At 69.2% G+C, this 20,419-nt stretch carries 20 protein-coding genes and 2 tRNA genes; 13 read left to right on the top strand and 9 right to left on the bottom strand.

All coding sequences use genetic code 11. The annotated features are described in order from the left end of the window. Window positions 1-3: 3 nt before the first annotated feature. The gene (locus C8D81_RS12720; RefSeq protein WP_094404436.1) at window positions 4-318 is read right to left on the bottom strand and encodes a hypothetical protein; all 315 of its coding nucleotides are present in this window, start codon (window positions 316-318) and stop codon (window positions 4-6) included. A gap of 26 nt (window positions 319-344) precedes the next feature. Continuing rightward, a tRNA-Gly gene (locus C8D81_RS12715) sits at window positions 345-418 on the bottom strand. Between the two features lie 138 nt (window positions 419-556). Here C8D81_RS12715 and C8D81_RS12710 point away from each other — a divergent pair. Next, a complete protein-coding gene (locus C8D81_RS12710) occupies window positions 557-1,156 on the top strand; it encodes a TetR/AcrR family transcriptional regulator (protein ID WP_094356701.1) in 600 nt (199 codons plus the stop codon). Between the two features lie 89 nt (window positions 1,157-1,245). Here the strand turns inward: C8D81_RS12710 and C8D81_RS12705 are convergent. Next, a tRNA-Gly gene (locus tag C8D81_RS12705) sits at window positions 1,246-1,319 on the bottom strand. Between the two features lie 101 nt (window positions 1,320-1,420). Between C8D81_RS12705 and C8D81_RS12700 the strand changes: the two genes are divergently transcribed. Genes C8D81_RS12700 through C8D81_RS12690 form a run of 3 tightly spaced genes read left to right on the top strand, consistent with a single transcriptional unit; the run spans window position 1,421 to window position 4,021 of the window. After that, the gene (locus tag C8D81_RS12700; protein ID WP_094404435.1) at window positions 1,421-2,110 is read left to right on the top strand and encodes a DUF1707 SHOCT-like domain-containing protein; all 690 of its coding nucleotides are present in this window, start codon (window positions 1,421-1,423) and stop codon (window positions 2,108-2,110) included. Then, window positions 2,100-2,606, top strand: a complete 507-nt coding sequence (locus C8D81_RS12695) for a PH domain-containing protein (protein ID WP_094356703.1) — start codon at window positions 2,100-2,102, stop codon at window positions 2,604-2,606. Before C8D81_RS12700 ends, C8D81_RS12695 begins: the two co-directional genes overlap by 11 nt. After that, window positions 2,603-4,021, top strand: coding sequence for a PH domain-containing protein (locus tag C8D81_RS12690; protein WP_094402439.1), 1,419 nt, complete (start codon window positions 2,603-2,605; stop codon window positions 4,019-4,021). Before C8D81_RS12695 ends, C8D81_RS12690 begins: the two co-directional genes overlap by 4 nt. A gap of 181 nt (window positions 4,022-4,202) precedes the next feature. Here the strand turns inward: C8D81_RS12690 and galE are convergent, their stop codons facing one another. Further along, window positions 4,203-5,165: a UDP-glucose 4-epimerase GalE gene (gene galE / locus C8D81_RS12685; RefSeq protein ID WP_094430726.1), complete on the bottom strand. Its 963-nt coding sequence runs from the start codon at window positions 5,163-5,165 to the stop codon at window positions 4,203-4,205. Window positions 5,166-5,251: 86 nt separating this feature from the next. Here galE and ppgK point away from each other — a divergent pair, with 86 nt between their 5' ends. Then, a complete protein-coding gene (gene ppgK, locus C8D81_RS12680) occupies window positions 5,252-6,061 on the top strand; it encodes a polyphosphate--glucose phosphotransferase (RefSeq protein WP_094356706.1) in 810 nt (269 codons plus the stop codon). Window positions 6,062-6,074: 13 nt separating this feature from the next. Continuing rightward, window positions 6,075-6,905 carry an aldo/keto reductase gene (locus tag C8D81_RS12675; RefSeq protein ID WP_229119536.1) on the top strand — a complete coding sequence of 277 codons (831 nt, stop codon included), beginning with the start codon at window positions 6,075-6,077 and terminating at the stop codon, window positions 6,903-6,905. A 97-nt stretch (window positions 6,906-7,002) separates the two neighbouring features. On the opposite strand, the gene C8D81_RS21300 is transcribed toward C8D81_RS12675, so the two are convergent. Together C8D81_RS21300 and C8D81_RS12665 are read right to left on the bottom strand one after the other, a co-directional pair. After that, window positions 7,003-8,139 carry a hypothetical protein gene (locus C8D81_RS21300; RefSeq protein ID WP_094430728.1) on the bottom strand — a complete coding sequence of 379 codons (1,137 nt, stop codon included), beginning with the start codon at window positions 8,137-8,139 and terminating at the stop codon, window positions 7,003-7,005. Window positions 8,140-8,198: 59 nt separating this feature from the next. Beyond that, window positions 8,199-8,852, bottom strand: a complete 654-nt coding sequence (locus C8D81_RS12665) for a DUF4352 domain-containing protein (protein WP_166646800.1) — start codon at window positions 8,850-8,852, stop codon at window positions 8,199-8,201. Between the two features lie 182 nt (window positions 8,853-9,034). Between C8D81_RS12665 and C8D81_RS12660 the strand changes: the two genes are divergently transcribed. The 3 genes from C8D81_RS12660 (at window position 9,035) to C8D81_RS12650 (ending at window position 12,216) form a co-directional block, all read left to right on the top strand. Then, the gene (locus C8D81_RS12660) at window positions 9,035-10,315 is read left to right on the top strand and encodes a sensor histidine kinase (RefSeq protein WP_094430730.1); all 1,281 of its coding nucleotides are present in this window, start codon (window positions 9,035-9,037) and stop codon (window positions 10,313-10,315) included. A 9-nt stretch (window positions 10,316-10,324) separates the two neighbouring features. Further along, window positions 10,325-10,990, top strand: coding sequence for a response regulator (locus tag C8D81_RS12655; RefSeq protein ID WP_094430733.1), 666 nt, complete (start codon window positions 10,325-10,327; stop codon window positions 10,988-10,990). A gap of 125 nt (window positions 10,991-11,115) precedes the next feature. Further along, window positions 11,116-12,216, top strand: a complete 1,101-nt coding sequence (locus C8D81_RS12650; protein WP_094430736.1) for a hypothetical protein — start codon at window positions 11,116-11,118, stop codon at window positions 12,214-12,216. Window positions 12,217-12,303: 87 nt separating this feature from the next. On the opposite strand, the gene pdxT is transcribed toward C8D81_RS12650, so the two are convergent. Together pdxT and pdxS are read right to left on the bottom strand one after the other, a co-directional pair. After that, on the bottom strand, window positions 12,304-12,900 hold the full coding sequence (gene pdxT, locus C8D81_RS12645; protein WP_094430738.1) for a pyridoxal 5'-phosphate synthase glutaminase subunit PdxT: 597 nt from the start codon (window positions 12,898-12,900) through the stop codon (window positions 12,304-12,306). Further along, on the bottom strand, window positions 12,897-13,796 hold the full coding sequence (gene pdxS, locus C8D81_RS12640) for a pyridoxal 5'-phosphate synthase lyase subunit PdxS (RefSeq protein WP_094430740.1): 900 nt from the start codon (window positions 13,794-13,796) through the stop codon (window positions 12,897-12,899). Before pdxS ends, pdxT begins: the two co-directional genes overlap by 4 nt. Before the next feature lie 84 nt (window positions 13,797-13,880). Between pdxS and pdxR the strand changes: the two genes are divergently transcribed. After that, on the top strand, window positions 13,881-15,245 hold the full coding sequence (pdxR, locus tag C8D81_RS12635; protein WP_098477357.1) for a MocR-like pyridoxine biosynthesis transcription factor PdxR: 1,365 nt from the start codon (window positions 13,881-13,883) through the stop codon (window positions 15,243-15,245). Between the two features lie 48 nt (window positions 15,246-15,293). Here pdxR and argS read toward each other — a convergent pair whose 3' ends face one another. Next, a complete protein-coding gene (argS, locus tag C8D81_RS12630) occupies window positions 15,294-16,928 on the bottom strand; it encodes an arginine--tRNA ligase (protein ID WP_133626166.1) in 1,635 nt (544 codons plus the stop codon). Between the two features lie 140 nt (window positions 16,929-17,068). On the opposite strand from argS, the gene C8D81_RS12625 reads away from it, so the two are divergent. The 3 genes from C8D81_RS12625 to C8D81_RS12615 all read left to right on the top strand — a co-directional run bounded on the left by C8D81_RS12625 (window position 17,069) and on the right by C8D81_RS12615 (window position 20,414). Next, window positions 17,069-17,896 carry an aldo/keto reductase gene (locus tag C8D81_RS12625; protein ID WP_094404710.1) on the top strand — a complete coding sequence of 276 codons (828 nt, stop codon included), beginning with the start codon at window positions 17,069-17,071 and terminating at the stop codon, window positions 17,894-17,896. A gap of 117 nt (window positions 17,897-18,013) precedes the next feature. Continuing rightward, window positions 18,014-19,378, top strand: coding sequence for a hemolysin family protein (locus C8D81_RS12620; RefSeq protein WP_208109267.1), 1,365 nt, complete (start codon window positions 18,014-18,016; stop codon window positions 19,376-19,378). Beyond that, window positions 19,371-20,414, top strand: a complete 1,044-nt coding sequence (locus C8D81_RS12615) for a hemolysin family protein (protein ID WP_094404430.1) — start codon at window positions 19,371-19,373, stop codon at window positions 20,412-20,414. Before C8D81_RS12620 ends, C8D81_RS12615 begins: the two co-directional genes overlap by 8 nt. The last annotated feature ends 5 nt before the right edge of the window (window positions 20,415-20,419 follow it).

The following is a 20,419-nucleotide window of genomic DNA, read 5'->3' as shown; positions in this document are numbered from 1 at the left end:
GGTTCAGGAGAAGTTCGCGAAGGCCCCGAAGGTCCCGACCACCATCATCAGCCCGGGCGCGATCATCGGCACGGTGGGGGTGAGGTCGGCGACCTCACCGGGGGCGGAGCGGAAGTGCCGGATCAGCATCACCGCCCAGGCGAGCAACCAGCCGGCTCCGGCCAGCAGGCCCCAGCCGAGCATCGACGGGCGATCCATGGCCACACCGGCCCAGATGAAGAAGACCGGCCCGATCCAGAACAGGCACATGCCGACGACGAAGCGGAAACCCCTGCGGTTGTCGTGGTAGGCGCTGCGCCAGAAGTCGGAGAATCTCATCTCTGCCTCTCCTGCACAGCCCGGCGTGGAGCGAATGACGGGAATCGAACCCGCGTTCTCAGCTTGGGAAGCTGATGTTCTACCATTGAACTACATTCGCGCGGCCCACAAGCACGAGGCCACGGGCGCGAGCACACTCTAGCGCATCTCCCCCAACCGACGCATCGCGATCGGTAACGGATCGATCCTTCATCCGATTGTCCAGACACAGACCCGGGCGCTGGTTAGCATCCAACTTATGACGAGATCACGAGGGCCGAGACCACAGGATGACACCAGGCGATTGATCCTGGATTCTGCTCGGAAGCACTTTGCAGACAAGGGGTACGCCGGGGCATCCCTGCGGGCGATCGCCCGCGATGCCGGGGTGGATCCCGCGCTGGTCCATCACTATTTCGACGGGCGCGCGGCCCTGTACGCCGCAGCGCTGGCGGGTTCGCCCTTCTCGGACCCGGACTGGCTGTTGAAACAGGTGATCGACGGGCCGATCGAGGGGCTCGGTGAGCGGGCGGCGCGCTGCTTCCTGGAGGTCTGGGAGGACCCGGAGTCGAAGTCCCGGTTCGTCACGCTGTTCCGCTCGAGCTGCACCGATGACGGGCTCGTCGAGAGCCGGGAGTTCCTGGCCACCCGGGCGTTCACCGCACTCACCGAGCATCTGGGCCTGGACCGGTCGGCGCTCCGCGCCGAACTGGCGGCGGCGGTTCTCTCCGGCACCGCCGGGCACCGCTACATGCTGCGCGACGCGGCCCTGGCGATGGTGAGCATCGACGATCTGGTGGCGACGTTGGCACCGCACATCCAGCAGCTGCTCGTCGAGCCGTTGCCCGAGGCGGCCTGACCGACCATTCGACACGCACCCCCGGTGCGGCTCCGGCCGTACCGGGGGTGCACTCGATGATCGGATGCTGCCCGGTACGCCCGAGCGAGTGGAGCGGGCGGCAAGGATCGAACTCACGTCTGCACCCGGGAAGGGTGCCGTTCTGCCACTGAACTACGCCCGCGCGGCGGACCCAGCGTACGCGGCCCCGGGGTTACCCGGGGTGAACCCGGGCCTCGTGTCGCGGACCGGGTCCGGGTCGGAGATCTGGCCTAGGCTGCTGCCATGACTCCGCGCGAACCCGACGACGTCGGCCCCGCGGTCGGTGGCGACCTGCGGGCGAGCGACGCAGACCGCAACCAGGTGCTCGACCTGCTCTCCGCGGCGTACGCCGAAGGCCGGTTGACCCGCGACGAACACGACGAACGCACCGGCCAGGCCACCCGGGCCAGGACCTTCGACGACCTGATCCCGCTGACCCGTGATCTGGTCCCGATCAACTCCCCGCTGCCGCAGCAGCGGCACCAGCCCACCCCGGCGAGCCCCGCGGTGCGCCGCTCCGCCGGCGCCGACCGACCGGACACCATGATCGGCATCATGGGCGGTTCGAATCGCGAGGGTCCCTGGCAGGTGCGCGCCCAGACCCGCAGCTTCGCGCTGATGGGCGGCAACGATCTCGACTTCACCGAGGCCACCTTCGACGCCCCGGAGGCGGTGATCGAGGGCGCCTGGATCATGGGCGGGCTGACCCTGCTGGTGCCCGAGGGGGTCAACGTGCGGGATGAGACCATCGGCGTCATGGGCGGTACCGATGTCAAGGGTCTGCGGCCGCACCCCGACGGTCCGACCCTCGTGCTCAAGGGTCTGTGCCTGATGGGCGGGATCGACGTCTACGGACCGGACAGCAAGTCCTTCCAGCGCAAGATCGCCCGCAGGCAGCGCAAGCGGCAGCGCCGCGGTGGCCATGGCCACTGAGGCCGACCTGCTGTTCGCCCCGCCGAGCGAACAGTGGCGCCGGCTCTCCCCCCGCTACCGCACGCTGCTGCGGATCGGCGTACTGATCGGTTGGCTGCCGCTGGTCGCGATCGCCACCTGGGCCGGCTGGTTCTTCTCCGGCGGGCTGGCGATCTGCTGGGTCCCGATCCTGGTCGCCGGCCTGCTCTGGACGAGTTGGCGCTGGTGGCGGATGGGTGCGCTCTGGCGATCCTGGGGGTACGCCGAGCTGGCCGACGATCTCTATGTCACCCGCGGGCTCTGGTTCCGCCGGCTGACCGCGGTCCCCTACGGCCGGATGCAGGTCGTCGAGGTGGAATCCGGGCCGATCGAACGCGCGCTCGGGCTGGCCACGGTCAAACTGGTCACCGCCTCCGCCTCCACCGACGCCACCGTCCCCGGATTGCCGCCCGCCGAGGCCGCCCGGCTGCGGGACCGGTTGACCGAGCTCGGTGAGACGAGGACCTCGGGACTGTGACCTCACCGGAGCACCCCGCCGATCCCGTCGTGGTCCCGCCCGGTGAGCAGACCCCGGCGGTCAAGGCGACCGAACGCCCGCATCCGCTGACCCCGCTGATCCGCGGTTGGGTGGTCCTGCTGGCGATCATCGTCGCCGTGGGCCGGGAATTCCTGCCCGGCAACGGAAACGGCGGTGCACTGGAGTGGGCGCAGACCCTGCCGATCCTGCTGATCATCGCGGTCGTGCTCGGCATCGTGCTGCTCAGCGGCCTGATCGCCTTCGCCGGCTGGTGGTTCACCCGCTTCGTCATCGACAGCGACGAGTTGCGGATCGAGACGGGTTGGCTGAACCGTTCCTCCAAGCGGATCCCGTTCAACCGGATCCAGTCGGTCGATGTGATCCAGCCGCTCGGGGCCCGGATCTTCGGCCTCAGCGAGCTGCGGATCGAGGCCGGCGGCAGTGATTCCCGGGTCACCCTGCGCTATCTGAAGCGCGCCAAGGCGTACCAACTGCGCGACTATCTGCTGGCCCGCGCGCACGGCCAGCGGACCACCGTCGAGGCGGCCGGCCAGCAGCCACAGGCCCGGGCGCTGGAGGATCTGGCCAGCTCGGACCAGGTGCTGGTACGCCTGCAGCCGCCGATGCTGGTGCTCGGCCTGGTCACCTCCACCGAGTTCCTGGTCTCGGTGCTCGGCCTGATCGCGGCGATGGTCATCACCTGGTACGCGGGTGCGGGGGCGTTCGCACTGGCCGGGTTGATCCCGCTGGTCGGTGGTGTGGTCTCGCTGATCAGCCGAAGGGTGATCGCGCAGTTCAACTACACCCTGGCCCGGACCAGCAGCGGGGCGCTGCGGATCACCCGGGGGCTGACCAATCTGAGCAGCCAGTCGGTACCGGTGGATCGGATCCAGGGGGTACGCATCCAGCAGTCCTGGCTGTGGCGGCACCTGTTGCGGCTGCACCGGGTGGACATCGATGTGCTCGGTTACGGCAGCGACGGCGCCGACAACAACCGGTCGGCGTCCAGCATGCTGCTCCCGGTCGCCAGCACCACGCAGACCCGGATCGCGATGGCATACCTGCTGCCCGGTGCCGAGGACGAGTGGGTGCAGCTGTATTCGGTACCGCGCCGGGCGGCCTGGTTGCGGCCGATCGGCTGGCGCTTCCTGCGCTACGGCTGGAACGAACACGTGATGGTCGGCGAATCCGGCTGGCTGCAGCACCGCCGCGAGGTGGTTCCGCACGCCAAGACCCAGTCGGTACGCCTCACCCAGGGCCCGCTGCAACGCCTGCTGCGGTTGGCCTCGGTGCACCTGGACACCACCCCGGGCCCGGTCACCCTGGTGCTGCACCATCTGGACGCGGCCGTGGCCCGCGACATCGTCAACGACCAGCTCGCCCGCGCCGCCCACGCCCGCGCGATCGAACGCTGACACTCACCCGCTCATCGAGTAGCGAGCCATGCGCAACGGACCCTGCCCCTCACGCTCATCGAGTAGCGAGCCATGCGCAGCGGAGCGGAGCAATGGATCGCGTGTCGAGATGAGCCAGTACGTCTCGACACGGTCGCTGCGCGACCTGCTCGACGAGCGTAGGAGGCCCTGCCCCCCACGCTCAGGCGTGGGCGGTCCGCGCGGTCCAGGCGGAGCGGACCATCTCGTCGATGTCGTGGCGCATCGCCCAGTCCAGATCGCGGCCGGCGGCCTCCCCGGTGGCGACGATCCGGGCGGGGTCGCCGGGGCGGCGCGGCGCCTCCTCGGGGGTGAAGTCGATCCCGGTGCCCTTCGCCATCGCGGTCATGATCTGGCGTACCGACAACCCGGTGCCCGAACCGAGGTTGTAGACCGGATCCAGGGAGCGATCGGCGGCGAGCGCCTGGGCGGCGGCGACGTGGCTGCGGGCCAGGTCGGCGACGTGCACGTAGTCCCGCACACAGGTCCCGTCCGGGGTGTCGTAGTCGGTGCCGAAGATCTGCGGTGTCCGGCCGGCCAGCAACGCCTCGATGACGATCGGGAAGAGATTGTGCGGGCTGACGTCATAGACCTCATCGGTCCCCGACCCGACCACATTGAAGTAGCGCAGCGAGGTGTGCACCAGTCCGGTGGCCCGGCCCTGGTCGGCGATCAGCCACTCCCCGGCCAGCTTCGACTCGCCATAGGGCGACTCGGGTCGCGTCGGCGAGTCCTCGGTGACCAGCTCGGTCTCGGGGGTGCCGTAGACGGCGGCCGAGGAGGAGAACACCAGCCGCGGTACGCCGGCCTGCTCCATCGCCTCCAGCACCGAGGCGGTGCCGGTGACGTTCTGGGTGTAGGTGTGCACCGGTCGCTGCACCGAGACCCCGGCGTACTTGAAGCCGGCGATGTGCACCACCCCGACCGCCTCGTGCTCGGCCAGGGTCTTGGCGACGAGTTCGGTGTCGGTGATCGAGCCCTCGACCATCGGTACGCCGGCCGGCACGAAATCCCGGCGCCCCGAGCTCAGGTCGTCGAGCACGACCGTGCCGATCCCGGCCTCGGCGAAGGCCCGCACCACATGCGCCCCGATGTAGCCGGCCCCACCGGTCACCAACCAGTTCATCGAAATCCTTTCAACCACCTGCCTGCACCAGCCAACCTAACGCGGACCCCGTGGCACAGATGCAATCGGGCCACTAGGCTCATCGTGTGACTGATCGACCAGTGCTGGGAATCGACATCGGCGGCTCGGGCATCAAGGGAGCGCCCGTTGACCTCACCGCCGGTGACTTCGCGACCGACCGATTGCGGATCGATACGCCGAAGAAATCCACTCCGAAGAACGTCGCGGAGGTGGTGGCCGAGATCGTCGAGCAGTTCGCCGACCAGATCGGCGACGGCCCGATCGGGGTGACGGTGCCGGCGGTGGTGATGCACGGCATCACCCGCTCGGCGGCGAACATCGACAAGTCCTGGATCGACTGCGAGGCCGAGAAGCTGTTCGAGGAACGGCTCGGCCGGGATGTGGTGCTGGTCAACGACGCGGACGCCGCCGGGGTCTGCGAGGTCCGCTTCGGGGCCGCCAAGGATCACCCCGGGCTGGTGCTGATGGCCACCCTCGGCACCGGGATCGGGACCGCGATCATCTACAACGGCGTGCTGGTGCCGAACTCCGAGCTGGGCCATCTGGAGATCGACGGATATGACGCCGAGACCCAGGCCTCCTCCGGTGTGAAGGACAAGCTCGGCCTCTCCTACAAGGAGTGGGTGCCGCGGTTGCAGCGCTATTTCGAGACGGTGGAGAAGCTGCTCTGGCCGGACCTGATCGTGATCGGCGGCGGGGTCAGCAAGGACCACCAGAAGTTCCTGCCCAAGCTCAAGCTGAATGCCCCGATCGTGCCGGCGAAGCACCACAACCGGGCCGGCATCATCGGTGCGGCCTGGCTCGCCGTCGACCGCACCAACAACCCCGATCCGCTGCGGGATTCGCCGGCGGCGAAGCCCGGAACGATCAACTGAGGAAGGGATCGCGGTGACCGAGCTCGCACCGTTGATGCGACTGGCCGGTGGTGCCGAGATGCCGCAGGTGGCGCTCGGCACCTGGCCGATGGACGACACCGAGGTCGAGGCCGCCATCCGCTCCGCGGTCGAGATCGGCTACCGGCACGTCGACACCGCCGAGAACTACGGCAACGAGGTCGGCGTGGGCCGCGCGATCCGCGACTGCGGGTTGCCGCGGGATGACCTGTTCGTCACCACTAAATTCAACCGACGTTGGCATTCCGATCCGGCGGCCGGCCTGGCGGGCAACCTGGAACGCCTCGGTCTGGACCATGTCGACCTGCTGCTGATCCACTGGCCGAACCCCGACCAGGACGCCTATCTGCAGGCCTGGCAGGGAATGCTGCGACTGCGCGAACAGGGCCTGACCCGGGCGATCGGCACCTCCAACTTCAAGCCCGCGCACCTCGACCGGTTGATCACCGAGACCGGTGCCACCCCGGAGGTCAACCAGATCGAGCTGCACCCGTGGCTCGACCGGCCGGCGGAGCGGGCGTACCAGTCCGCCCACGGGATCGTCACCGAGGGTTGGTCCCCGCTGGGCCGCGACACCGGCCTGATGCAGGACCAGACCGTGCAGCAGGTGGCCGCGGCGCACGGGCGTACGCCCGGTCAGGTGCTGCTCCGCTGGGCCGTCCAGCTCGGGTGCGCGGTGGCGCCCAAGTCGGCGAATCCGCAACGCCAGCAGGAAAATCTGGCGATCTTCGACTTCGCGCTGAGCACCGAGGAGCTGGACCTGCTGAGCGGATTGCAGCCGCCGGCCGGGATGGCGCCGGTGGACTCCGACGAATTCGGTCACTGAGCCGAGCCGAACGACAGCGGCCCCCGGGATATCCCGGGGGCCGCTTCTCGTGCACCGTCCCGATCGCTCGGAATCGGCGTACTGGTTCAGCTCCGCGTCATGACTTCCAGGTCACCGTCGGGGTGGACCGGGACTGGGTGAGGTCTGCGCAACCGGTGAACTTGGACTGCGGGGCGCGCACCGTGCGGCTGGAGTAGTCGGCCGTGTAGTACTCGTAGTCCAGCTGGGCCTCGAAGGTGACGCAGGTCGCGGTCAGCGGCTGGCCGGCGGCGACATCGGCACTCGCTGCCACCTCGGAGCGGCTCCGCTCACCGACCAGCTTCCAGTTGGCGAGGTTCGAACCCTTGTCGGCCGGGGCGGTCACGCTGAACGGGCAGTTGGCCGGTGCCGGATCCGAGGAGATGGTGCAGCGGCTGAACGCCGACCCCACGGTGGAGCGGACCAGTTCCTTGCCGCGTTCGTTCAGCTGGATCTGCACGTCCACGGATTTCGTCTCCCCCGGCTTCAGGGTGACGGTGTTGCCGTCCTTGAACTCGTAGTAGCTGCTGGACAACCCCTTGCCGCCACTCACCCCACGGATCTCGTAGGTGCCCGGGTAGACCGGAACCTCCTTGCCGGTCATGCTGCTGTTCTCGTAGCCGATCGCGAGCGGCAGGTCGTCGGCGGACTTCAGGGTGAGCTTGGAGAACCCGTCGACCACCTTGTACTTCCCGTCGACCTTGCGCATCCGCAGATCCACCTGCTCGGTGCGCCCGTCGATCGTGTATTCGACCTTCGCCAGGTCACCGGAGGTGCTGACGCTGTTCACGGTGTAGTCGCCCCGCTGGCCGAGGGAGTACTGCTTGGCGGCGTTCAGCTCGGCGGCGGTCGGGACGTTCACCACGACGTCGGCCAGGTTGGCGGAATAGGAGTCGTTGAGCGCCTCGAAGTAGCGGTCGACGCCCTTCTGCGGGGTGTCCCGGGCGGCCCAGAGGGCGAAGCCGATGATCGCACCGAGCACCGCGACAACGGTGATCAGGGCGATCAGCACGATCGGGGTCGCCTTCTTCTTCGGCCGCGGAGCCGGGCCGCCGGCGTACGGCGGGAAACCCGGCCCCTGCGGTCCCATCGGACCGGGCCGCTGCTGACCGTAGGGTCCCTGCGGACCCGGTCCCTGCGGACCCGGCCCCTGCGGACCGGGTCCCTGTCCAAAACCGCCCTGGGGCCCGGGGGTACCCCACTGGTTGTTGCTCATGGATCTGCCGTTCGATGGAGGGATTCGAAGGCACCATGATCACATACCGGGGGCGCATCTCAGGCGAGCGCGATCGTCCCGCCCCGGCTGAACATCGAACCCTGGACCTTGGCCCTGGTGGGGGTCACATCGGCCGGCACGTCGTAGTAGATGCTGCCGGTGAGGGTGTTCCCGGGATTGATCTGCTTGAGCACGATGACGTCCTTCACGATGAAGGTCTCGCTGCCGGAGGCGTACTCCGCACCCTTGTCGTCGAGCACCTTCACGTTGTTGTCCAACAGCGTCTCCTGCTTGCTGCCCAGGTTCTTCACCGACAGGTCCATCTTGCAGAACTGGCCCTGCGGCTGGATCTTGGTCAACGGGTCCTCGACCGAGACGCCACACTTGAAACCGGTGACGGTGAACTCCAGATCCTCGTCCTTGACCGGGGTGTTCAAACCGGCCGGCGGCGGGGTCGTCTTCCCGGCTCGGGTCGGCTGACCGGCCGGCTGACCCTCGCCGTCGGCGGATTCGGAACCGCCCCCGCCGGCCTGGCTGATCAGGACGATGCCGACCAGCACGAGCAACAGCCAGAACCAGACCCGCTTGTGGATCGGCTTCTTCGCCTTCGGCGGCGGTCCGGCCGGGCCGGGCTGCGGCTGGCCCTGCGGCGGATACATCGCGTAGTTGGGGTGCTGCTGGTGCGGACGCTGCGGGGGCTGCTGCTGGGACATCGTGACTCCTGTGGGTAGGCCGGCGAACCGGGTGGGTGATGCCCCAACGATCCCGGCCCCGCGGCGGTGACCGCGTCGCCCGATCGAGTCGATCGGTGTCCCCCGATCGGTGGACAGCCGGGACGTTCCGTACGCCGAATCGGGGGACGCGCGATGTCGGTCCCCCGCCCTAGGCTCAGGACATGTCCACCCCCTCCCGCAGCGGCACCAGGCATTGGTCACGCCGCGTGCTGTCTGTCCTGGCGTCGATCCTGGCATTCGTGGTGATGGTGGTCGTCAGCGTGATGGCCGTCCTCGAAGTGCCGCCCTATCTCGGCGGACCGCCGATGCCCAACGGTGGCCCATCGATCAGCAACCTCGGCATCCTGGCGTTCTTCGTCGCTTTCCTGCTCGAGATCTCCATCTTCTGGCGCCGGACTCGTCCCTGGGTGCTCTGGGGGATGGGCGCAGGGATCGCGCTGGTGCTGCAGCTCGATCCGCTGTTGATGTTCCTCGGGATGAGCGAGTTGATCGCCCGGCGCCCCGCCCGGCAACGACGGATCGCAGCGATCGGCGCCGGGGTGGTCGGCGTGATCGTGTTGATTCGAAACGCCCTGACCGACGGCACCTGGGTTCCGTTGCCGACCGTCGATCAGCCGACTCGGATCGCTTTCGACGTGGTGGCGATGGTGATCGGGTACGCCGGGACCTTCATGTTGGGCTGGTTGCGCCGCAGCCGCCGGGAGTTGGAGAGCGCCGACGCGCACCTGGAGCAGGCCCAGCAGCATGTCGCCGGGCTCACCGACGAGCTCGCCCGGCAGTCCGAGCGGGAGCGGTTGGCCCGCGAGATCCACGACGCGCTGGCACACCGCCTTTCCCTTGTCTCGTTGCATTCCGGGGCATTGGAGGAGGTCGCCCGGGCCGGCGACGGGCGGGTCACCGAGGCCGCCCATGTGGTCCGCGACAATGCCCACCGGTCCTTGGAGGATCTGCGGGATCTGGTCGGTGCACTGCGCGACCCGCATCGCGCCGGGCCGGTCACCGAACCGGCGCAGATCCCATTGCACGGGATGGCCAATGTGGCCGAGGTGATCGACTCGACCATCGCCGCCGGCGTCCAGGTCAACGCCTTCGTGATGCTCAGCGACCCGGAGCAGGCCGGTGCGCTGCTCAACCGGGCCGTCTTCCGGATCGTCCAGGAGGCCCTGACGAATGTCGTCAAGCATGCCCCTGGGAGTTCGGTCGGACTGGATCTGCGGGCGGCTCCGGGCAGTGGGGTGCTGCTGCGGATCCGCAATCCACTGACCGGTGCCCCGTCGGGGCTGCCGGGTTCGGGGTCGGGGCTGATCGGCATGCAGGAGCGGGTCGCGGCACTGGACGGCCAGATCACCGTCGGGCCCACCGCGGACGGCTGGTTCGAGGTGTCGGTGCAACTGCCCTGGGCCGCGGTGGACGACCCGGCGACACCGGGGCCAGCTTCCTAGAATGGCGGCATGACCACCCCACCCGCGGCTCGACCGATCCGGGTGCTGCTCGTCGACGACGACCCGATGGCACGCGCCGGCGTACGCGGAATTCTCGAACAGGATCCGGACATCACCGTCGTCGCCGAGGCCACCGACGGTGACGAGGTGACGGTCGCCGCCGACCGGCACGCACCCGACGTCGTGCTGATGGATCTGCGGATGCAGCGGGTCGACGGGGTCACCGCGACCGCGATGCTGCGGCGCCGCGTCCGCCCGCCCCAGGTGGTCGCACTCACCTCCTTCGACCTGGACCGATATGTGTACGCGGCCCTGGAGGCCGGGGCGGCCGGTTTCCTGCTGAAGGACGCCCGTCCGGAGCAGATCCGCGACGCGGTGCGGATCGTGCACTCCGGGGAAGCGGTGCTCTCACCGCGCAGCACCCGGCACCTGCTGAACCACTTCGCCGGTGCGGACAGCGAGCGGCAGCGACAGGCGCGGACCGGGATGGCCCAGCTCAGCGACCGGGAGCGGGAGATCGCCCGGCTGGTCTGGGAGGGCCTGTCCAACAAGCAGATCGCGCACCGGCTCCACGTCGGTGAGGCGACGGTCAAGACGCACCTGGCCAGGTTGTCGGCGAAGCTCGATCTGGAGTCCCGGATCCAGATCGCCCTCCTCGTCGAGCGCGCCGGCTGAACCAGCCGTCCCGAGCGAGAGGGAACCTTCCGCCGCTCTCGATGTTCTCCGCAGGCTCGCATTTCCCTAGCGTGATGGGCAACGCAGGACACCCGAACCCCCGTGACGCACCAGGAGAACCCCCGATGAGCCTCAGGACCAAGCTGAAGAGCCGCAAGGCGCTGGCCGCGATCGCGATCGGCGCCGTGCTGGGCGTCCCTGCGATCACCGTGCCCCTGACGGTCACCGCGACCGCCGCCTCCGCGCCGTCGTCGAAGTATCAGGATCTGAGCAAGGAACAGCTCGAGAACGCGAAGATCATCATCGCGACCACCAAGAAGCACGGGTTCAGCGAGCGGGCGATGGAGATCGCGATCGCCACGGCGATGCAGGAGTCCACGCTGCGGAACCTGAACTACGGCGACCGGGACTCGCAGGGGTTGTTCCAGCAGCGGCCGGTCAGTGGCTGGGGCACGGTGAAGGAGATCCGCAATCCGGTGCTGGCGACCGAGGCCTTCCTCGGGGTCGCCAAGCACACCAACAACCCCGGGCTGAAGGACATCAAGGGCTGGGAGAAGATGCCGCTGACCAAGGCGGCCCAGGCGGTGCAGCGGTCGGGCTACCCGGACGCGTACGCCAAGTGGGAGCCGCTGGCGAAGGAGATCGTGGCGCGCAACAAGCCCAAGCCGAGCCCCAAGCCGACGAAGACCACGAGCAAGCCGACCAAGACTCCGACGGCCAAGCCGACCAAGACCCCGACCGGCAAGCCGACGGCCACGAAGTCGCCGACCGGCAAGCCCACGGCGACCAAGAGCCCGATCGGCAAGCCCACCGCGAAGCCGACCGAGACCGGCAAGCCCACCGCGAAACCGACCGAGACCGGCAAGCCCACCGCGAAACCGACCGAGACCGGCAGGCCGACGGCCAAGCCGACCCCGACGGGCAAGCCGACCGACAAGCCGACGCGGACCGCGACCCCGCGGGAGACCCCGACCGTGGCGCCGCCCACCCTGCAACCGCCGGTCACCACCCCGCCGGTCACCCAGCCCCCGGCGGAACCGCCGGTGGCCGAGCCGCCGGTCGATGAGCCCACCACGGCGCCGCTGCCGCCGAGCGACGGTGGCCTGGGTGGCTACCCCGATGCCGAGCCCGTCGGGGACAGCAAGGATCCGGGTGGCAGCGCCACCGCCGGTGACGCCCCGCTCGAACCCGAGAGCACCGGCGGCCTGGCCAGCACCGGTTCGTAGGGCCGCCACGAGACATCCGAAGATGCGACGAAACCCCTGCTGCAGCAGGGGTTTCGTCGCAGTTCGGGGGGTTTCGCGAGCTGGTGCTCAACCGGCGAGGCGATCCATCGACCGGGTCGCCAACTCACAGAGCAGCTCGTGCAACCGGGTATCGGAGGACAGTTCGGGATGGAAGCTGGCCGCCAGGATCCGGTCCCGGCGCACCGCGACCGCCTCATCGCCCCAGCGGGCCAGCACCTCGACACCCGGACCGACCTCCTCGATGCGTGGTGCCCGGATGAAGACACCGCTGCCCGCGCCGCCATCGGACCAGTGCAGGGGCAGTTCGGCCGAGGCCAGCTGGCCGCCGAATCCGTTGCGTCGAACCGATACCGGCAATCCACCGATCCGGTCGAAGCCCTGCAGCGCGGCACCGTCGCGCACCTCGTCGGCGAGCATCACCAGGCCCGCGCAGGTGCCCAGCACCGGCAGGCCGTCGGCGATCCGGTCCCGCAGCGCCGGTACCAGGTCGACCTGGGCGCAGAGCCGGGCCATCGTGGTGGACTCCCCGCCCGGCAGCACCAGGCCGTCGAGATCGGCCAGCTGCTCCGGCCGGCGTACCAACGCCACCTCGGCACCCAGCGAGGCGAGCCGGTCCGCATGCTCGCTGACCGCGCCCTGCAGGGCGAGTACGCCGATCCTCACCAGCCGCGCTCGGCCAGGCGGTGCGGGGCGGGCAGATCGGCTACGTTGATGCCGACCATCGCCTCACCGAGGCCGCGGGAGGCATCCGCGATCACCTGCGGGTCGTCGAAGTGGGCGGTGGCGCGCACGATCGCCTTCGCGCGGCGCTCCGGGTCACCGGACTTGAAGATGCCGGAACCGACGAACACGCCGTCGGCGCCCAGCTGCATCATCATCGCCGCATCGGCCGGGGTGGCGATCCCACCGGCGACGAAACACACCACCGGCAGCGCCCCATCACGGGCGACCTGACGAACGAGCTCCAGCGGTGCCCGCAATTCCTTGGCAGCAACGAAAAGCTCATCCTCGCTGGTGGCGGCGAGCTTGCGGATCTCGGAGTTGATGGTCCGCAGGTGGCGCATCGCCTCGGACACGTCACCGGTGCCGGCCTCACCCTTGGAGCGGATCATCGAGGCACCCTCGGCGATCCGGCGCAGCGCCTCACCGAGATTGGTGGCGCCGCAGACGAACGGCACCTCGAAGCCGGACTTGTCGATGTGGTTGGCGTGGTCGGCCGGGGACAGCACCTCGGACTCGTCGATGTAGTCCACGCCGAGCGCCTGCAGCACCTGGGCCTCGACGAAATGCCCGATCCGGGCCTTCGCCATCACCGGGATCGACACGGTCTCGATGATCGATTCGACGAGCTCGGGGGCGGACATCCGCGCCACCCCACCCTGAGCCCGGATGTCGGCCGGGACACGCTCCAGGGCCATCACCGCGACGGCGCCGGCCTGCTCGGCGATCCGCGCCTGCTCCGGGGTGACGACATCCATGATCACGCCGCCTTTGAGCATCCGGGCCAGCCCGGGATTGACGACGGCACGGGTGTCGGTGGGGGTCTCGAGAGTTGTCATGCGTCCAGCCTGCTGCAGCCGACTGGACCAGACCAGATCCAGATATGACCAAGTTGTTTGGTCCAGTACGCCTATGCTGGCGGCATGGTCGCGGAGTTTCCGGTCACCCTGGAGCGGGGTGGTGCGCGGTCGTTGCCCGCTCAGCTGACCGCCGCGATCCGCGGTGCGATCGCCCGCGGTGTCCTCGCACCCGGTGACGTGCTGCCCTCGACCCGGGAGCTGGCGAACCGCCTCACGGTCTCCCGCGGGACCGTGACCACGGCCTACGATCTGCTGATCGGCGAGGGTTACCTGGTCGCGGTGGACCGCTCCCGGACCATCGTCAGCCATCGACTACCCAGCGGTCAGCGGGCACCCGAGCCGGACCCGCTGCCACCGGCACACACACCCACCGACGACCCGGCGATCCTCGATCTCACCCCCGGACCGCCCGGTGGGACGCCGCTGTCCGACCCGTCCTGGCGGCGCTGCTGGCGACAGGCCAGCCAGCCCACCGGCGGACGACACCGGCCCGATCCCGCCGGTGAACCACAGCTGCGCGCAGCGATCGCCGAACACCTGCGGATCCAGCGCGGGATGGTCGTCGACCCGGGCCGGGTGGTGGTCACCGCGGGCGCCCGAGAGGGCATCGGCATCCTGATGCTGTCGCTGCCGAACGGCGCAATCCGTGTGGGGGTTGAGAATCCGGGCTTCCCGGGACTGCGGAACGCGCTGCGCCGGCAGCAGGCCGACCTGATCGAGGTGGGTGTCGATACCGGTGGCGTACGCCTCGGCGAGCTGCCGGAGGATCTCGACCTGCTGGTGCTCACGCCGAACCATCTCTATCCGCATGGCGACTCGATGCCGGCCGACCGGCGGTTGGAACTGCTGCGGTGGGCGGTCCGCACCGACACCCTGTTGCTCGAGGACGACTACGATGCCGAGTTCCTGCACCACCCCGCGGTGGCCACGCTGCACGGCATGCTGCCCGATGCCCCGGTGGTGCATCTGGGCACCTTCTCCCGGGTGCTCGGTGCGGACATCGGCACCGGGTATCTGATCGTGCCGCCCGAGCTGGTCGAACCGGTGCTGCAGGCCCGCCGCGATCTCGGCCCGCCGGTCGCGGCGATCACCCAGCGTGCGGTCGCCGGCTACCTCGCCGAGGGCGGGTTGCGACGGCATCTGCGCCGCTCCCGACGGCTGATCGAGACCAACGCCGAGCGGGTGATCGCCGCCCTGGAAGGAATCGCGGGCGTCGAGGTGGTCGGCGCGATGGCGGTCATCGCGCTGGACCGAGAGCGTGCCGATGCGGTCCGGGCGGCCTGCCTGGCGAAGCGGGTACGCCTCGGCGACGCCCGCGGTCGGTGGGTCGGTGCGGGGCCGGCCGGGATCACGCTCGGCCTGGGCGTACCGGACCGGGAACTCCACCGGGGCCTGCGGGTGCTGCGCCGCGCGCTGCGGGAGGCGTGACGAATACCTCTCGACACGGGCGCGGGGCGCCCTACTCGAGGTACGCGGTCACATCCGCTCGGGGGCGATGATGCCGAGCAGGTCGAGGCCGCGGGCGAGCACGTCGCGGGTGGCCTGCACCAGCCCGAGCCGCGAGGACCGCACCGGGTCCTCGGACTTCAGCACCGGGCAGTTCTCGTAGAACACAGAATAGCCGCTGGCCAGCTCGAACAGGTAGCTGCACAGCTTGTGCGGCTGCAGGTTCTCGGCCAGTTCGGCGACCACCTCGCCGAAGCGGGAAAGGTTCAGCGCGAGCTGCTGCTCGGCCGGCTCGTCGAGCACGGTGATCGGGCCGACCTGGTACCCCCGAGCCGCGGCCTCGCGCAGGATCGAGCAGCAGCGGGAGTGGGCGTACTGCAGGTAGGGCCCGGTATCGCCCTGGGTCCGGGTCATCCGCTCCGGGTCGAAGACGTAGTCCTTCTGCAGCCCCGAGGACAGGTCCGCGTACTTGATCGCGGCCAGCGCGATCTCCGGCGCGGCATTCTGCTCGGCCGCCTCGAGCAGGTCGACCAGCTTGGCCGCCGACCCGTCCCGGGACTTCAGCGGCTTGCCGTCCTCGCCGAGCACCATCCCGTAACCGATGTGCTCCGCGCGCACGGTGTCCGGCAACCAACCGGCCTTCCGCGCGGCGGCGAAGACCTGCCGGAAGTGCCCGGACTGCCGGGCATCGGTGACATAGATGATCCGGTCCGCGTGCAGGTCACGCACCCGGCGCCGGATCGCGGCCAGGTCGGTGGTGGCGTACCCATAACCACCGTCGCTCTTGCGCACGATCAGCGGCGCATCGAAGCCGTCGACGAAGACGCAGAGCGCGCCGTTGTCGATGACCGCGACCCCGTTGGCCTCCAGCTCGTCGCAGACCGCGGCCAGGTCGTCGTTGTAGGTCGACTCGCCGGCCAGATCCTTGTCGGTCAACAAGACGTTCATCCGGGCGTACGCGTCGTTGAAGCCCTGCTTGGAGATCTCCAGCAACTGCCGCCAGATCGCCAGCGACTGCTCATCGCCGCCCTGGAAGATCGCGACCCGCGCCCGGGCCCGGGTCGCGAACTCCGGATCGGTCTTGAAGTGCGCCGCGGCCCGCTTGTAGAGCGCATCGGCGGCGGCCAGATCGAGCTCGGCCGCCTCGATGCCCTCATCCAGGATCTGCTCGATCAGCATCCCGAACTGGGTGCCCCAGTCGCCGATGTGGTTCTGCGGGATGACGGTGTCCCCGGTCGCGGTCAGCACCCGGTTGAAGCAGTCGCCGATGATCGTGGTGCGCAGGTGACCGACGTGCATCTGCTTGGCCACATTCGGCGCGGAATAGTCGATCACCACCCGCTGCGGATCATCGGTCGCCACGATCCCGACCTGCGGATCGGTGAGCACGGCCTCAGCGGCGCCGGCGAGCACCTCGTTGCGGAGCCGGAAGTTGATGAAGCCCGGCCCGGCGATCTCCGGCGGCTCGCACAGATCGCCGACCTCGAGCTCGTCGACGATCCGCTGCGCCACCTCGCGAGGGGGCCTGCCCTCGGACTTCGCCAGCCGCAACGCTACGTTGGACTGGAAGTGACCGAACTGCGGCTTGGTCGCGGCGCGCAGCTCGGGGTCGATCCCGGCTACGGCAGCGACACGGGCATTCAGTTCGGAAGGCAGGGAGGACATGACCTCCATTGTTCCATGACGTACCACCCGGTCAGGATTTTTTGTCCGGTCCGGGAATGAAACCGCGGTCGCCCGTGCTGTCCCTCGGGTACGCCACCAGCGGCTGCGGCGGACAACCCCATACGAAATCGGAGGAACTGATGACGAACGTGCCCACGATCACCCTCAATGACGGCCACACCATCCCCCAGCTCGGTTTCGGGGTCTGGCAGGTGTCCACCGAGGACATCGTGCCGGCGGTCCGCAAGGCCCTCGAGGTCGGTTACCGGCACATCGACACGGCCGCGATCTATGGCAACGAGGAGGGTGTCGGCCAGGCGATCAAGGAGTCCGGGATCCCCCGTGACCAGCTCTTCGTGACCACCAAGCTGTGGAACGACCGGCACGGTGATGTCCGCGCCGCGATCACCGAGAGCCTGTCCAAGCTGGGCCTGGACTACCTCGATCTCTACCTGACCCACTGGCCGGTGCCGCAGCAGAACAAGTACCTCGATGCCTGGCTGGCGATGGAGGAGGCCCAGCGCGACGGCCTGACCCGCAGCATCGGCGTCTCGAACCACCAGCGCGAGCACCTGGAGCTGATCCTGGACAAGGGCACCGTCACCCCGGCGGTGAACCAGATCGAGGTGCACCCGACCCTCACCCAGGACGCGATGGTCGACTTCGACAAGAGCAAGGGCATCGTCACCGAGGCGTGGTCGCCGCTCGGCCAGGCCAAGGATCTGGAGAACCCGGTGATCACCGAGTTGGCCCAGCAGCTGGGGCGTACGCCGGCCCAGGTGATCCTGCGCTGGCACCTGCAGCGCGGTCTGGTGGTGTTCCCCAAGTCGGTCACCCCGAAGCGGATCGAGGAGAACTTCGACGTCTTCGGCTTCGAGCTGGACGATGCGGCGATGCAGAAGATCGCCGGCCTGGACGACAGCAACCGGATCGGCCCGGACCCCGACACCTTCAACGTCGGCGCCTGATCCTTCCCCACCGAGCCCCCTGCTCCTCGAGCGGGGGGCTCGGCACGTGTGGGAAGCGGGGGTGCGCCCCAGGTTCGCGCCCCGAACGGCACAGATCCATCGAACCGGGAGGTTCTCTTGGCCACGGCGTGGCTGCTGTTGGCGCTGGTCATCGTCCTGATCGCGCTCTGTGGATTCTTCGTGATGGCGGAGTTCGCGCTCGTCACCGTCGATCGCCCGGCGGTCCGGCGGGCCGCCGAGCAGGGTGACCGCCGAGCGGAATCGGTGCAGCGGGCCCTGGGCACGCTGTCCACCCAGCTGTCGGGCTGCCAACTCGGTATCACCATCACCAGTCTGGTGATCGGCCTGATCGCCGAACCGTCCGTCGCCGAACTGCTCCGGCCGGTGCTGCACGGCCTCGGGCTCGGCGAGGGGGTGGCCACCCCGATCTCGTTCGGCCTGGCCTTCGTGCTGGCGACGCTGGCCCAGATGGTGTTCTCCGAGCTGGTACCGAAGAACTGGGCACTGGCCGAACCGCTGCGACTGGCGCGCTGGATCGCCACCCCGCAGCTCGCCTTCGTCGCCGTCACCAGGCCGCTGCTGCGGTTCTTCAACGGCACCGCGAATGCGGTGGTCCGGCTGTTCGGGGTCACCCCGGCCGAGGAGCTGGCGTCCGGGCATTCCCCGCAGGAGTTGAGCGCGCTGGCGTACCGGTCCGCCCGCGAGGGCACCCTGCATCCGGCCCTCGCCGAGCACATGCAGCAGACCGCCGAACTCGGCCAGCGGTTCGCCGCCGATGCGATGACCCCGCGGGCCCGGGCCGACTTCCTGGACGCGACCGTGCCGGTGAACCGCTTGCTCGCCGCCGCCCGGCGTACCGGTCACTCCCGCTTCCCGGTGATCGGGGAGGACGCCGACGACGTGATCGGCGCCGCGCACTTCCGCGATGCGCTGGCCGTGCCGGCGGAGGATCGGGACCGGGTACGCCTCGGCGAGATCGTCCGCACGGTGCCGGCGGTGCCGGCATCGATGCCCCTGGACAACGTGCTCGGCCAGCTGCGCGGTGGGTTGCAGCTCGCGATCGTCATCGACGAATACGGCGGCACCGACGGCATCATCACCCTGGAGGACCTGATGGAGGAGCTCGTCGGCGAGATCACCGACGAACAGGACCGCCCGCAGGACCAGATCACCGAACTCGGCCCCGGCCACTGGGTGCTCTCCGGCCTGGTGCGCCCGGACGAGGTGCGCCGCCTGATCGGATTGGAGCTGCCCGAAGGGCTGGCCAGCGAGACCCTGGGCGGGCTGATCACCGAACGGTTGGAGCGGTTCAGCCAGGTCGGTGACACCGTCGAGGCGACCGGCCGCGACCACGCCCATCCCGACGCCGACGGCATCTCCCCCGAGGTGCCGGTGCTGCTCACCGTCCGTCGGTTGGACGGCCGCCGCGTCGCCGAGGCGGAGCTCGAGGTGCTGCCGGATCCGGAGGACGCCGATGAGTGACGGTCTGGCGATCGCCCTGGCGGTGCTTTTCCTGCTGGGCAACGCATTCTTCGTGGGAGCGGAGTTCTCACTGGTCGCGGCGCGGCGCACCCCGATCGAGGAGGCCGCCGCGCACGGGCGCCCGGGTGCCCGCTGGACCGTGCGGGCGATGGACCGCGTCTCGACGATGATGGCCGGCGCCCAGCTCGGCATCACGGTCTGCTCGCTGGCGCTGGGCGCGCTCGGCGAACCGGCCATCGCCCATCTGCTGACCCCACTGTTCGAGCTGGTGCACCTCCCGGAGGGATTGATGCATCCGGTGTCGCTGGTGATCTCGATGGCGATCGTGGTCTATCTGCACATGGTGCTCGGCGAGATGGTGCCGAAGAATCTGGCGATCGCCGGGCCGGAGCGGGTGGCGCTGCTGCTCGGACCGCCGATGTATCTGATCTGCCTGGCCCTGCGCCCGGTGCTCTGGTTGCTGAACGCGATCGCCAACGGTGTGCTGAAGCTGCTCAAGGTGAAGCCCACCGAGGAGGTCTCCTCAACCGTCAGCGTCGAGGACGTGCCGGGCTATCTGGAGGAGTCGCACGAACGCGGTCTGCTGGAGGACACCGAACATCAGCTGATGGCCGGCGCCCTGACGATGAACAGCGGCCGGGTGGCCGAGGTGACGATCCCGGTCGAGCAGATCGTCGCGCTCGACGAATCCGACACGGTGGCCGAGGCCGAGGAGACCTGCGTGCGGTTCGGCCACTCCCGGTTCCCGGTCCGCGGCGAGACCGGCTGGGTCGGTTATGTGCATCTGAAGGATCTGCTCGATCCGACGCTCGATCCCGATCGCACCCTGCCGACGTCGGCGATCCGGGAGCTGGTCCGGGTGTCGAGCGGTGCGACCCTGCTCGAGGCGCTGCGCCCGATGCAGCGCAGCGGCGCGCACCTGGCCGCGGTCACCGACGAGGAGAACGGTGAACCGGTCGGCTGGGTGATGCTCGAGGATGTGATGGAGACCATGATCGGAACCGTGTCCGAGGACGCCGAGCAGCAGAGGAAATGACGTGA

This window comes from Enemella evansiae (assembly GCF_004362375.1).
Lineage (GTDB): Bacteria > Actinomycetota > Actinomycetes > Propionibacteriales > Propionibacteriaceae > Enemella > Enemella evansiae.
Note: the sequence above shows the minus strand (reverse complement) of the source record. Positions and strands in the feature narration are given on the sequence as shown.